General features: G+C 68.6%; 13 protein-coding genes. 6 read left to right on the forward strand and 7 right to left on the reverse strand.

Going from position 1 to position 12,051, the window contains the following annotated elements; translation table 11 throughout:
- Positions 1 to 175 precede the first annotated feature (175 nt).
- The 3 genes from LOS8367_RS11615 to bmt all read left to right on the forward strand — a co-directional run bounded on the left by LOS8367_RS11615 (position 176) and on the right by bmt (position 3,575).
- A complete protein-coding gene (locus LOS8367_RS11615) occupies positions 176 to 490 on the forward strand; it encodes a DUF1476 domain-containing protein (RefSeq protein ID WP_085896683.1) in 315 nt (104 codons plus the stop codon).
- A gap of 135 nt (positions 491 to 625) precedes the next feature.
- A complete protein-coding gene (locus LOS8367_RS11620; RefSeq protein ID WP_085896684.1) occupies positions 626 to 2,599 on the forward strand; it encodes a phosphatidylglycerol lysyltransferase domain-containing protein in 1,974 nt (657 codons plus the stop codon).
- The gene (gene bmt, locus LOS8367_RS11625) at positions 2,562 to 3,575 is read left to right on the forward strand and encodes a betaine--homocysteine S-methyltransferase (RefSeq protein ID WP_085896685.1); all 1,014 of its coding nucleotides are present in this window, start codon (positions 2,562 to 2,564) and stop codon (positions 3,573 to 3,575) included. Before LOS8367_RS11620 ends, bmt begins: the two co-directional genes overlap by 38 nt.
- 66 nt (positions 3,576 to 3,641) lie before the next feature.
- Here the strand turns inward: bmt and LOS8367_RS11630 are convergent, their stop codons facing one another.
- The 3 genes from LOS8367_RS11630 to LOS8367_RS11640 form a co-directional block, all read right to left on the reverse strand.
- Positions 3,642 to 5,111, reverse strand: coding sequence for a carboxypeptidase M32 (locus tag LOS8367_RS11630; protein ID WP_085896686.1), 1,470 nt, complete (start codon positions 5,109 to 5,111; stop codon positions 3,642 to 3,644).
- Complete coding sequence (gene ctaA, locus LOS8367_RS11635; RefSeq protein WP_085896687.1) at positions 5,108 to 6,265, reverse strand: heme A synthase; 1,158 nt, start codon at positions 6,263 to 6,265, stop codon at positions 5,108 to 5,110. Before ctaA ends, LOS8367_RS11630 begins: the two co-directional genes overlap by 4 nt.
- A gap of 100 nt (positions 6,266 to 6,365) precedes the next feature.
- The gene (locus LOS8367_RS11640; RefSeq protein ID WP_085896688.1) at positions 6,366 to 7,109 is read right to left on the reverse strand and encodes an RNA methyltransferase; all 744 of its coding nucleotides are present in this window, start codon (positions 7,107 to 7,109) and stop codon (positions 6,366 to 6,368) included.
- 71 nt (positions 7,110 to 7,180) lie between these two features.
- Between LOS8367_RS11640 and LOS8367_RS11645 the strand changes: the two genes are divergently transcribed.
- Complete coding sequence (locus LOS8367_RS11645; protein ID WP_085896689.1) at positions 7,181 to 7,510, forward strand: TfoX/Sxy family protein; 330 nt, start codon at positions 7,181 to 7,183, stop codon at positions 7,508 to 7,510.
- A 52-nt stretch (positions 7,511 to 7,562) separates the two neighbouring features.
- Entirely contained in the window at positions 7,563 to 8,189 is a 627-nt protein-coding gene (locus tag LOS8367_RS11650) for a thiamine phosphate synthase (RefSeq protein WP_085896690.1), read from the forward strand.
- On the opposite strand, the gene olsA is transcribed toward LOS8367_RS11650, so the two are convergent.
- The 3 genes from olsA to LOS8367_RS11665 all read right to left on the reverse strand — a co-directional run bounded on the left by olsA (position 8,165) and on the right by LOS8367_RS11665 (position 10,137).
- Positions 8,165 to 9,037 (reverse strand): lyso-ornithine lipid O-acyltransferase, encoded by an 873-nt coding sequence (gene olsA / locus LOS8367_RS11655; RefSeq protein ID WP_085896691.1) that lies wholly within the window; start codon positions 9,035 to 9,037, stop codon positions 8,165 to 8,167. The genes LOS8367_RS11650 and olsA overlap by 25 nt on opposite strands.
- The gene (locus LOS8367_RS11660; RefSeq protein WP_085896692.1) at positions 9,034 to 9,795 is read right to left on the reverse strand and encodes a GNAT family N-acetyltransferase; all 762 of its coding nucleotides are present in this window, start codon (positions 9,793 to 9,795) and stop codon (positions 9,034 to 9,036) included. Before LOS8367_RS11660 ends, olsA begins: the two co-directional genes overlap by 4 nt.
- A gap of 156 nt (positions 9,796 to 9,951) precedes the next feature.
- Complete coding sequence (locus tag LOS8367_RS11665) at positions 9,952 to 10,137, reverse strand: DUF3553 domain-containing protein (protein WP_085896693.1); 186 nt, start codon at positions 10,135 to 10,137, stop codon at positions 9,952 to 9,954.
- A gap of 30 nt (positions 10,138 to 10,167) precedes the next feature.
- On the opposite strand from LOS8367_RS11665, the gene LOS8367_RS11670 reads away from it, so the two are divergent.
- Positions 10,168 to 10,761 (forward strand): histidine phosphotransferase family protein, encoded by a 594-nt coding sequence (locus tag LOS8367_RS11670; RefSeq protein ID WP_085896694.1) that lies wholly within the window; start codon positions 10,168 to 10,170, stop codon positions 10,759 to 10,761.
- Here LOS8367_RS11670 and LOS8367_RS11675 read toward each other — a convergent pair whose 3' ends face one another.
- Positions 10,762 to 12,027 carry a glutamate-5-semialdehyde dehydrogenase gene (locus LOS8367_RS11675; RefSeq protein ID WP_085896695.1) on the reverse strand — a complete coding sequence of 422 codons (1,266 nt, stop codon included), beginning with the start codon at positions 12,025 to 12,027 and terminating at the stop codon, positions 10,762 to 10,764.
- Between the last annotated feature and the right edge of the window lie 24 nt (positions 12,028 to 12,051).

The raw sequence follows: 12,051 nt of genomic DNA on the forward strand, positions 1-12,051 counted from the left end.
TCTCCACGGGGTTCGCGCGCCAGGGCCCCGGATGTCGGGGCGACGCAACGTTTCCGTGACAGGATTGCTGCGTGACGCGGCCTTGGCCGCCTCATAGTGCAAGCCCCCCTTGCGGGCAAGGTGTCGCGGGACGTATCCTTGTGGCCTAGGACGGAAGCGTGGAAAGGCAAGTCACATGACACTTTTCGATGAACGCGAGCACGCTTTCGAGGCGAAGTTCGCCCATGACGCCGAGATGAAGTTCCGCGCGGAGGCGCGGCGCAACCGCAAGCTCGGCTTCTGGGCCGCCGGTCTGCTAGGCAAGGAGGGCGACGAAGCCGCCGCCTATGCGCGCGAGGTCATCAAGGCCGAGTTCGAGGAGGCGGGACAGGACGACGTGTTCCGCAAGCTGCGCCGCGACATCGGTCATCTGCTCAGTGACGCCGAAATTCATGAGAAGATGGCAGCCTTCAACGCGGAGGCTAAGGCCGAGCTCGTCGAGGAAAACTGAACCATCTCAACCAAGCGCTGTTAGCGGCGCCGCGCGCCCTGATGGCGCGCGCTTAAATTCCCCTTCACCCCTGACCGATACCGTCCCGCGGAGCGCCGCGGCAGTATCCCTGCCTGCCATTGCCCAGGAGACGCCATGACCGCCTCGCCCGGCCCGCAACTTGCCTCCCGACTTGGCCGCCTCGCGCTTCGGCTCCTGCCGCTCGCCGCCTTGGCCTTGGGCGGGCTGCTGCTTGCCCGGCGGCTGGAGACGGTCGATCTGGGTGCGGTGGTGCCGGCGCTTGGCGCCTTGCCGCCAGCGCAATGGATCGGCGCCTTGCTCTGCACCGGTCTGAGTCTCTGGGCGCTGGGCCAGTACGACGTGGTCCTGCACCGCGCCATGGGCACCGGCGTGGAGCCTCGCCGCGCCCGCGCCGCGGGCATCCGCGCCATGGCCATCGCGCAGACTGTCGGCTTCGGCAGCCTCACGGGGGCTTTGGTGCGCTGGCGCAGCCTGCCGGAGTGCGACCTGTGGCTGGTCACGCGCCTGTCGCTCTGGGTTTCGGTCTCCTTCATGGGCGCGCTTGCGATGCTCGGCGGGCTGTCGCTCCTGCTGCTCGACGGACGTGTGCTGCTGGCAACGGTGCTAGCGCTTGCGGTGATCGTGCTGGCGCCGAGGCTGCCACGGCTGCCCGGCCTGCCGCAGATGCGCGCGGGCACCCTGCCCCGGCTGATCGGCTGGACCGCGATCGACACCTGTGCCGCCGGCGCGGTGATCTGGCTGCTGCTCCCACAAGGGGTGGACGTGCCGATTTCGGCGGTGGTCTTCGCCTATCTGGCGGCGCTGGGCGCAGGTCTGGCAAGCCAGAGCCCCGGTGGCGTCGGGGCCTTCGAGCTGTGCCTGCTGGCGCTGCTGCCGCAGATCGCCGAAACGGATCTCGTCGCGGCGATGCTTGGCTACCGGCTGATCTATCACGCGATCCCGGCCCTCGTGGCGCTGGCGCTGCTGGTGCGGCCGGTGGCCCCGGTCGAGCGTCCGGCGTTGCTGCTTGCCACCGGTACGGCGCGGCATCAGGCCATGGCGCGCGCGCCGCAGGCGGAATGGGGCCTTGCGCATCAAGGTGCGGCGATCTTGCTGTCGCGCAGCCTCGAGCATGGCTGGCTGGTGCGCCGGGCCGGCGGGACCCTGACCGCGATAGGCGAACCGCTCGGCCGACCCTGCCTGGCCGAACTGCGCGCCCATGCGCAGCGCGCCGGGCTTGGCGTCGCGCTCTACAAGGGTGGCGCCCGGCTTGCCGTGCGGGCCCGCCGCGCAGGCTGGGCGGTGGAGCGCATCGCCACCGAGGCGGTGATCGACCTCACCCGCTGGAGCCCTGACCGACCCGCCTGCCGCAACCTGCGTCGCAAGCTCAAATCGGCGGCGAAGTCCGGCGTTCGAACCGAACTGGCCACCGGGCCGCTGCCGCTCGCGGACATGGAAGCCGTGCATGGCGACTGGGCCTTGCGCAGTGGAGGCGAGCGCGGCTTTTCAATGGGGCGGTTCTGCCCGGAGTTGCTGGGCCAGCAAATGGTGGTGCTGGCTTGGCAGGGCGAATGCCTGCTAGGCTTCGCGAGCTTTCATGGCGGCCGCGAGGAATGGACGCTCGACCTGATGCGTCAATCGGCCGGGGCGCCGGACGGCACGATGATGGCGGCGATCTCGACCGCGATCGAAGCCGCGCGCGCGGCCGGCATGGCGCGAGTTTCGCTCGCCGCCCTGCCCGAGCTGCCGGGTTGGCTGCCCGGCTGGGCACGCGCCCGGATCGCGGCGCGGCCCGGCTGCGCCGGTCTGGAGCAGTTCAAGCGTGGCTTCGGCCCCGAGTGGCGCCCGCTATACATCGCCGCGCCGCACCGCGCGGGGCTCTTGCGGGCGGTGATCGAGATCGCCCGCGCCGTGCATGATCCCGCTCCGCTTGGTGCCGAGCCGCCGATCGCCGACATTGAAATCGGGGGCCGTCCGGTGCAGAAGGACCCGGACACCGCCCGGCGGCCGATCCGGCTTCCGGTCCTTCGCGGCGCCACGCCGCGCTTCACTGACCAGACAGGCCCCGTTCATGACCGACGCGCTTACACGACTTCTCGAAACCCGTGACTGGCTGCTGGCCGACGGGGCGACCGGGACCAACCTGTTCAACATGGGGCTGAGCTCGGGCGATGCGCCGGAGCTGTGGAACACCGATCAGCCCGAGAAGATCCGCAAGCTCTATTCCATGGCGGTCGAGGCCGGCTCCGACCTGTTCCTCACCAACAGCTTCGGCGGCAACGCCTCGCGGCTCAAGCTGCACCAGGCGCAGGACCGTGTGTTCGAGCTCAACAAGGCCGCGGCCGAGCTGGGCCGCGAGGTCGCCGACAAGGCGGGCCGCCCAGTGATCGTCGCGGGCTCGGTCGGACCGACCGGCGACATCATGGCACCGATGGGCAGCCTCACCCACGAACTCGCGGTCGAGATGTTCCACGAGCAGGCCGAGGGCCTCAAGGCCGGGGGCGCCGACGTGCTCTGGGTAGAGACGATCTCGGCCGGCGAGGAGTTCCGCGCCGCGGCCGAGGCCTTTGCCAAGGCCGACATGCCTTGGTGCGGCACCATGAGCTTCGACACGGCCGGGCGCACGATGATGGGGCTGACCAGCGCCGACATGGTCAAGATGGTCGGCAAGATCCCCAATACCCCCGTCGCCTTCGGCGCCAATTGCGGCACCGGCGCCTCGGACCTGATGCGCACCGTGCTGGGCTTTACCGCCGCCGGTGCCGAGCAGCCGATCATCGCCAAGGGCAATGCGGGCATCCCCAAATATCAGGATGGTCATATCCATTACGACGGCACGCCAGAGCTGATGGCCGATTACGCCTGCCTCGCCCGGGACGCCGGCGCGACGATCATCGGCGGTTGCTGCGGCACCATGCCGGACCACCTGCGCGCCATGCGCGAGGCGCTGGAGACGCGACCCGCGGGCGAGCGTCCGACGCTCGAGACCATCGTCGAAAAGCTGGGCGGCTTCTCCTCGGCCTCTGACGGCACCGATGGCGCGGGGCCCGAACGCGCGGCACGGCGCGGTCGCCGCCGGAACTGAGCCTAGGTACGAAAAAGCCCCCGCGACCATCCGGTCGCGGGGGCTTTTTCATCGGCGGCTGGCAGATCAGAGATCGTAGAGCGCGCCGAACTTGGTTTCGAGATAGTCGAGCAGCGGCGCTTCGGAGGGCGCGGCACCGCAGGCCACCTGGATCGTCTCGCGTGGCGACATCAGCGCCCCGTGGCGCTGCACCTTATCGCGCAGCCATGTCGTGGCACCGGACAGGTCGCCGCGCGCCAGCTCCGCGTCGAGCTCCGGACGGTCGGCCCGCAGCGCGGCGTGCAGGCAGCCCGCATAAACATTGCCAAGACTGTAGGTCGGAAAGTACCCCATCAGCCCCACCGACCAATGCACGTCCTGCAGGCAACCGTTGGAGGGCTTGTCGACGGCAAAACCGAAATCGGCAGCGAAGCGGTCGTTCCAAGCCGCCTCGAGATCGTCCATCGCGAGGTCGCCGGACATCAGCGCCCGCTCGAGATCGAAGCGCATCAGCACATGCAGATTGTACTGCACCTCGTCCGCCTCGGTGCGGATATAGCCGTTCGAGACGCGGTTGAGGGCGCGGGCGAACTCCATCGGGTCGTCGATGCCGATATCGCCGAAGCTGTCGCGCATGCGTCCCAGCAGCCAGTCCGCGAAGGCCGGCGAACGGGCCAGCTGGTTCTCGTAGATCCGGCTCTGGCTCTCATGCACGCCCATCGACACGCCGCGTCCGATCGGCGTCAACAGGTAGTCGGGCTCGACATTCTGCTCGTAGCTGGCGTGACCCACCTCGTGGATCGTTGAATAGAGGCAGTTGAACGGATCGGCCGGATCGGTGCGAGTGGTGACCCGCACGTCGTTGCCAGAGCCCGAGCAGAAGGGATGCACCGCCTTGTCGATGCGCCCGCGCGCGAAGTCGTAGCCGAAGACCCCGGCCAGCTCGCGCGACAGGGCGAGCTGCGCCGCCTCGTCGAAGTTGCCCGACAACGGCGCGGGCTGCGGCCGGTCGAGGATCGCCGCGCGCAGCGCGACGAGGCGCGGGCGCAGCGCGCCGAACATCGCGTCGAGCTCGGTCGCCTTTGCGCCCGGCTCGTAGTCATCGAGCAACGCGTCGTAGACGTCGCCGCCCTGCGCCAGCGCCTGCCCCTCTTCCTGCCGGAGCGCCACGACGCGCTGCAGGGTCGGCAGGAAGGCCGCGACATCCTCGTCGGCGCGGGCCTGCGCCCATATGCCCTGCGCGACGGAGGTGACGCGGGCGATCTCGGCGGCGAGCTTGGCGGGCACCTTGTTGGAACGCTCAAAGGCGCGGCGGATCTCGCGGAGATTGGCCGCGGCAACCTTGTCGGTGGCCTCCGCCGCCTCCAGCCATTCGCCGATGCGCGGATCGGTGCGGCGGGCGTGCAATACGCCCTCCATCGCCGCGCTCTCCTCGCCGCGCTGGGCAGCGGCGCCGCGCGGCATCACCGTCTCCTGGTCCCAGCCGAGTCGTCCCGCGACCTGCGCCAGCGCCTCGGTCTCGCGCGCATGCGCCATCAGATCGTCGTAAGCGGTCATTTGCGGATCTTCCTAAGCGACTGGACACGGGGATAGCGAGCAAGGAAACGGGCGCGCAGGATCAGCACCCACAGCAGCACCGCACCGAGCTGGTGGGTGATCGCGGCGTGCAGCGGCGCGCTGTAGAGCGCGGTCACGATGCCGAGCACCATCTGCACCACCAGCATCGCCAGCACGGCGTTGACCGCGAAGCGGGTCGCGCGGTGCGGCGAGCGGCTGCCGCGGAACCACACGACGACCCCGAGGATCAGCAGCAGGTAGCCCGCCATGCGGTGGATGAACTGCACCAGACCCGCATCCTCGAAGAAGTTGCGCCATAGCGGCTCGAGCTGGAACGGATCAGGCGGAAAGAAGCTGTCGCCCATCAGCGGCCATGTGGGAAAGGCCCGTCCGGCGTCGATCCCGGCCACCAGCGCGCCGAGGATGATCTGCACGAAGCCCAGATGCATCAGCCCGGTCATGCCGCCCCAGACCTTGCGCTCGGCCGAGCGGCGCGCCTGCAGCAGGTCGACTTCGCGACGCCCGAGCTTGAGCATGTACCAGGTGATCAGCCCGAGGATCGCGAAGGCGAGGCCGAGATGGGTGGCAAGGCGGTACGAGGCGACGCTGATCATGCCGTCCTGCAGCCCGCTATGGACCATCCACCAGCCGACCGCGCCCTGCAGGCCGATCAGCACGCCCAGGCCGAGAAAGCGGCTCGACCAGCCGGCCGGAACCCGGCGCGTCAGAAGGAAACCGGCGAAGCCCAGCGCCCAGACGAGGCCGATGGTCCGACCGAGCTGCCTGTGCCCCCATTCCCACCAGAAGATCGGCTTGAACTCGGCCAGCGTCATGCCCTGGTTCATCAGCTCGTATTGCGGGCTGGCCTGGTAATTGGCGAACTCGACCTCCCAATCCTCGGCCGAGAGCGGAGGGATCGCGCCGGAGACCGGGGCCCATTCGGTGATCGACAGCCCGCTGTCGGTGAGCCGCGTCATGCCGCCGACGAAGACGATGCAAACGACCAGCGCGAACAGCAGGCCGAGCCAGATCCGCAGCCCACGGCGCGCATCGGCGCGGCCCCGGTCGATGCCGCCGGGGGTGGCGACTGATTTGCGGGTCGTGCCGACCTCCTCGAAGATGGAGCGGGGCCGTTTGTCCGCCTGTTTCGCCATGTGGATGCCTCCGGTCTGATCGGCGCGCAGCCTAGGCGCGCGCCCTTCGGGCGGCAACACCCGCCCCGTCAACGGCTTGGAACGCAGGAGGGCTACGCCCTCAGCCGCGCTCCTTCCAGCGGACCATCTGTCGCATCACCCCGTGCAGCGTCTGCACGTCCGATCGGGTCAGCGGCATTCGGCTCCACAGGTTGCGCATGGTCTGCTTCATATGTGCGGCCTTGTGCGCGGGAAAGAAGAACCCGGCCTCGTCGAGGCGCTCCTCGTAATGCTCGGCCAGCTTCTCGACCTCGTGCGCCTGCGCCCATTCGGCCCCTGCCATCTCGATCCGTCGATCGGCGGTCTCGCTGCTGGCGCGGCGCCACTCATAAGCCAGCAGCAGCACGCATTGCCCGAGGTTGAGCGAAGCGAATTCGGGGTTCACCGGCACCGAGACAATGGCATTGGCGCGAGCGATGTCGTCGTTTTCCATGCCTGCCCGCTCGGGTCCGAACATCACCGCGACCTTCTGGCCTTGGGCGATCCGTTCGGCGGCGTCGCGCATCGCGGCCTCCGGCGTCATCACCTCCTTGGTGAGGCCGCGTGGCCGCGCGGTGGTGGCATAGACGAAGGTGCAGTCGGACACCGCCTCGGCCGTGTCGCCCGCCAGCATCGCCTCGTCGAGCAGCCGGCCGGCGCCCGAGGCCAGCGCCACCGCGCGTTCCTGAGGCCAACCGTCGCGCGGCGCCACGACGCGCATTCGGTCGAGGCCGAAATTCCACATCGCGCGGGCGGCCGCGCCGATGTTCTCGCCCATCTGCGGGCGGATCAGGACGAAAGCGGGTTGCGGCGAATGCTCGGTCATGGCGGTCCGGTCTGTGCGAGGGATACCGCGCGGTGTAGCCTCGGGGGACGGCCGAGACAAGGAGTGGACCCATGGCGTATGACCAAGGACTGGCGGAACTGCTGCGCGACGATCTCGACGGGCGGCCCGGAATATCAGAACAGGAGATGTTCGGCGGGCTGGCATTCATGCTATTCGGCAACATGCTGTGCGGGGTGACCTCGCACGGCGCCATGTTCCGGGTGGGCAAGGACCGCCAGGCCGAGGCCATGGAAATACCCGGCACCGGGCCGATGGAATTCACCGGCAAACCCATGGGCGGTATGGTTTCGGCCAGCGACGAGACCATGGCCGACGAAGAGGCGCGCGGCACGCTGCTGGCCTTGGCTCTGGCGCATGCCGAGGATCTGCCTGCGAAGTAGCCAAGCGTCGCGAAGCCGGATATAGGGCGGCCTCGAAGTGCAGGAGGCCCTCATGAGCGACCAAGACGACGCGCCGCAGATCTATCTCGTCACCCCGCCCGAATTTGAACTGTCGGAGTTTCCCGACCGGCTCGCCGCCTGCCTCGACGCGACGCCCGTCGCCTGCGTGCGGCTCGGGCTCGCGACGCGCGACGAGGACCGGATATCCCGCGCCGCCGACGCGCTGCGCGAGGTCACGATCGCCCGCGACGTCGCCCTGGTGATCGACAGCCATGCCCGGCTCGTCACCCGGCTCGGGCTCGACGGGGTGCACCTGACCGACGGTGCCCGCTCGGTGCGCGCCACCCGCAAGGAGCTTGGCGAGGACGCGATCGTCGGCGCCTTTTGCGGCAATTCCCGCCATGACGGCATGACGGCGGGCGAGCTTGGCGCCGACTACGTCTCGTTCGGCCCGACCGGTGCGACCGATCTCGGCACCACGCCGCAGGCCGAGGCCGAGCTGTTCGAATGGTGGTCGATGATGATCGAAGTGCCGGTGGTGGCCGAAGGGGCGCTCGACCCCGAACTGGTGCGCCGGCTAGCGCAGCATGCCGATTTCTTCGGTATCGGCGAGGAGATCTGGCGCGAGGAGGATGCGGCCGAAGCGCTGCGCCGCTACGCCTCGGCGATGGCCGGCTGAGACCGGCCCAGCGCGCCGGCGGCATCGAGCCCGGCGCGCACCTGTGCCTCCAGGGTCCGCGCCAGCGCCTTGCGATCCGGGTGATCGGCAACGCGCAGCGCCGGGTGGTAGACCACCTCGATTACCCCGTGCCGCCGCGTCGACAGCATCCGCAACATGTGCGGCCCGAAATCCATGTCCCCCCACCAGCCATAGAAGCGCGATTCCGCCGTCTCCGGCGCGCGGTAGACGAGGCTCACCGGCTGGATCTCCAGATCCGGCTGGTCCGGCGACAGGAAGGCCGCGAAGAGCGTCGGCTTGAACGGCAGCACCCTTCGCCCATCGGTCGAGGTACCCTCCGGGAAGAACACCAGCCTATGGCCATGCGCCAGGCGTTCGCGCAGCAGCCGCACCTGCGCCGTGGCCTCGCGCCGGTCGCGGCGGATGAACACCGTGCCCGTCGCCCGCGCCAGCCAGCCGATACCGGGCCAGTCCGCGACTTCGGCCTTGGACACGAAATAGACCGAGGCCCGGGCGTTCAGCGCGAAGATGTCGAGCCACGAGGAATGATTGGCGACCATCGCGCCGTGCCCGGCCATCGGTTCGCCCGTGACACGGAGGCGCGGCCCAAGGATCGCAAGGCCCGCGCGGCAGGCGGCGCGGGTGATGCGCGAGGTAAGCGGGCGCTCCAGCCCCCAGATCCGTCGCTCGAGCGGGCGCAGCACCAGCAGGATGATCAGCGCGCCAAGCATGGCCAGGACCAGCATGGGCCCGCGCCACGCCACCCGCAACCAACCGCGCAAATCCGGTCCGTCCCATGGCGTCGGTTCGGCGCCGTGCCAGGTCAGCCGCTGAGGCGTGTCGTTCATCCGCGCACCCCGTAGCGCGCCCGCTGACCGGCATGCGCCGTGTCCATGTCGAGAATCATGCAGACATCCGTCGTGTTGAAGGCCCGGTCGGCATAGACCCCCTGCCCGACCCGGCCGCCGAGCCTGAGGTAGGCCTTGATCAGTGGCGGCATCGCCCGCATCGCGGCAGCCCGGTCGAGCTCCGGCAGAGCAGGCATCTCGGCATGCTCCGGCTGACGGCTCGTAACCCGCAGTTCCGGCGCTGCGAGGTGGTCGCATCCGAGCAGCGAAAGCGGCGCGGCATGCATCATGGGGTCCGCGCCGCGAAACGAGGCCGTACCGAACAGGATCTCGATGCCGCGGGCCTCGATATGGGCCGCCAGCCCCTGCCAGAGCCGGAACATCGCCGTACCACCGCGATAATCGCGATGCAGGCAGGAGCGCCCCAGCTCCAGAAGCCGTCGCCCCGAGGCCTTGAGCGGATCGAGATCGAACTCGTCCTCGGTGTAGAACTGCCCCATGCGAGCCGCCCCCGCATCGTCGAGAAGCCGGTACAGGCCGACGATGCGGGCGCCTTCGGGACGGGCCTCATCGATCAGCAGGAGCTGCTCGGCCACCGCATCGAAACGGTCGCGTTCCCGACCGGCGGCATGATCGACCATGTCACCGTCACCGCCCAACTCGCGCACGAACACCTCGTAGCGGAGGCGCTCGGCTTCGGCACGCTCGGCCGCATCGCGGGCGAGCCGTACCGACAAAATGGGAGAGGAAGCGATCATCGGCGTCGGATCGGGCTCGGCTTGGTCGCCATGCAGTCGGTCTCCGGACGGTGGTTGCAGGCGGGTTCTAGGCGCGACGGGAGAGCTTGGCAACAAAACGATCGTTCAGAATCCTTAGGTTGACCAATTCACAGCATGCACTACTCTGGGTTGAATTCAGTCGCTCGCCGATACCAGTATGAGGGCAACCTTTGACCCATCGAGCACCACCTTGCCCTCCTCCCGGAAATTCACGGTGATGCGCCCGCCGATGTTCGACTGCACCTGTCCCTCTCCCCATTCCGGGCGGTTGGGATGGCGCACGATCATGCCGGGCGTGATGATGGAGTTCAAATCGGCCATCGAGGCCTCCTGCTACCTGGGGGAGAAGTCATGACCGACGAGCCGGATCTCGGCGCGCTGATCGCCTCGCGCATTTGCCACGACCTTATCAGCCCGCTGGGCGCCATCGGCAATGGGGTGGAACTGCTGGCGATGACCGCGCCGCCCGGGCCGGAGCTTTCATTGATCTCGGAGAGCGTGGAGAACGCGATGGCGCGGATCCGGTTCTTCCGTCTCGCCTTCGGGGCCAGTTCCCCCACCCATGTCGTGGGACGGCTCGAGATCCTGTCGATGCTCGACGCGGTCTCGCGCGGTGGGCGGCTTCGATATGACTGGGACGTGGTCGAAGACATCCCGCGCGCCACCTTGAAGCTGGTCCTGCTATTGACGGCCTGCATCGAGACGGCGCTGCCGCAGGGCGGCCGGATCACGGTGTCGGGGCAGCCGGAGGCGCTGCGCATCCAAGGGCATGGCCCGCGCCTAAAGATTGCAGCCGAAGCCTGGGACCGTTTGCGCCGCGGGATGATCGCCCCGGATGCCCGTGCGGCCGAAGCGCAGTTCGCCGTCGCCGCAGCGGAACTGCGTGAGCGCGCCCGCCCGGTCTCGATCGAGACGGGCGAGCGCGGCATCGAGATCCGGCTCTGATCAGCTCCGGACCGCGCCGTCGCCGACCACGAGGTACTTGAAGCTGGTCAGCTGCTCGGCCCCGACGGGACCGCGCGCATGCATCTTGCCGGTAGCGATGCCGATCTCGGCCCCCATGCCGAACTCGCCACCATCGGCGAATTGGGTCGAAGCGTTATGTACGAGGATCGCACTGTCGACCCGCTCGAAGAAGCGCTCGGCCGCAGCCTTGTCTTCGGTCAGGATGCCGTCGGTGTGGTTCGAGCTGTAGGCACGGATGTGCTCGATTGCCCCGTCTACATCGCGTACCGTCTTGGCGGCGATATCCATGTCTAGATACTCGCGCCCCCAGTCCTCGTCGGTGGCGGGAGTGGTGCCTTCGACCGATTGGAATTCCGGCGCGGCATGGACGTTGACGCCTGCCTTGACCAGCGCGGCGACGATCTCGCGACCGAGGCCGTCCTTCAGATCCTCGTGCACCAGCAGGCATTCGGCCGCACCGCAGATGCCGGTCCGGCGCGTCTTGGCGTTGAGCACGACCTCAAGCGCCTTCTTGGGGTCGGCCGCCTTGTCGACATAGATGTGCACGATGCCTTCGAGATGGGCAAAGACGGGCACGCGGGCCTCGCGCTGAACGAGGCCGACGAGTCCCTTGCCGCCGCGCGGCACGATGACATCGATGTAATCCGTGGCCTTGAGCATCTCGGACACGGCGGCGCGATCGCGCGTTGGCACCAGCTGGATTGCGTCAGTCGGTAGGCCGGCCTTCTCCAGCCCGGTCTTCAGGCATTCCGTCAGGATCGAGGAGGAATTGAGCCCTTCGGAGCCACCGCGCAGGATCACCGCATTGCCGGATTTCAGGCAGAGCGCACCAGCATCGGCGGTCACGTTGGGACGGCTTTCATAGATCACGCCGACCACGCCGAGGGGCGTGCGCACGCGGCGGATGTTGAGGCCCGACGGCATGTCCCACTCGGTCAGCACCGCGCCCACCGGATCATCCTGGGCGGCGATGGCGCGCAGCCCGTCGACGATCGACTGGATCCGGTCGTCGTCGAGCTTGAGGCGGTCCATCATCGCGGGGCTGATGCCCTTCTCGGTCGCAAATTCCTGATCCTTGGCATTGGCGGCCTTGATCTCGTCGCGACGGCGCAGCACTTCCTCGGCGGCGGCCTCGAGCGCGGCCTTCTTGGCCTCGGGCTTGGCGAAGGCCAGCTCGGCGGCAGCGGCGCGGGCACGCTCGCCGATATCCTTCATCAGGGCGGGAATGTCGGTGTGATCGGTCATGCGGGGCTCCTTTCGGAAGCTGAT

Source organism: Limimaricola soesokkakensis, from assembly GCF_900172345.1.
In the GTDB taxonomy this organism is placed as follows: Bacteria; Pseudomonadota; Alphaproteobacteria; order Rhodobacterales; family Rhodobacteraceae; genus Limimaricola; species Limimaricola soesokkakensis.

What these genes read in the sequence shown, in the direction of transcription:
- bmt (WP_085896685.1), top strand. Translation starts at nt 2,562, where the DNA reads ATGACCGACGCGCTTACACGACTTCTCGAAACCCGTGACTGGCTGCTG.
- LOS8367_RS11665 (WP_085896693.1), bottom strand. Translation starts at nt 10,137, where the DNA reads ATGGCCGATTTGAACTCCATCATCACGCCCGGCATGATCGTGCGCCAT.
- LOS8367_RS11630 (WP_085896686.1), bottom strand. Translation starts at nt 5,111, where the DNA reads ATGACCGCTTACGACGATCTGATGGCGCATGCGCGCGAGACCGAGGCG.
- ctaA (WP_085896687.1), bottom strand. Translation starts at nt 6,265, where the DNA reads ATGGCGAAACAGGCGGACAAACGGCCCCGCTCCATCTTCGAGGAGGTC.
- LOS8367_RS11615 (WP_085896683.1), top strand. Translation starts at nt 176, where the DNA reads ATGACACTTTTCGATGAACGCGAGCACGCTTTCGAGGCGAAGTTCGCC.
- LOS8367_RS11660 (WP_085896692.1), bottom strand. Translation starts at nt 9,795, where the DNA reads ATGATCGCTTCCTCTCCCATTTTGTCGGTACGGCTCGCCCGCGATGCG.
- LOS8367_RS11645 (WP_085896689.1), top strand. Translation starts at nt 7,181, where the DNA reads ATGGCGTATGACCAAGGACTGGCGGAACTGCTGCGCGACGATCTCGAC.
- LOS8367_RS11650 (WP_085896690.1), top strand. Translation starts at nt 7,563, where the DNA reads ATGAGCGACCAAGACGACGCGCCGCAGATCTATCTCGTCACCCCGCCC.
- LOS8367_RS11640 (WP_085896688.1), bottom strand. Translation starts at nt 7,109, where the DNA reads ATGACCGAGCATTCGCCGCAACCCGCTTTCGTCCTGATCCGCCCGCAG.
- LOS8367_RS11620 (WP_085896684.1), top strand. Translation starts at nt 626, where the DNA reads ATGACCGCCTCGCCCGGCCCGCAACTTGCCTCCCGACTTGGCCGCCTC.
- olsA (WP_085896691.1), bottom strand. Translation starts at nt 9,037, where the DNA reads ATGAACGACACGCCTCAGCGGCTGACCTGGCACGGCGCCGAACCGACG.
- LOS8367_RS11670 (WP_085896694.1), top strand. Translation starts at nt 10,168, where the DNA reads ATGACCGACGAGCCGGATCTCGGCGCGCTGATCGCCTCGCGCATTTGC.
- LOS8367_RS11675 (WP_085896695.1), bottom strand. Translation starts at nt 12,027, where the DNA reads ATGACCGATCACACCGACATTCCCGCCCTGATGAAGGATATCGGCGAG.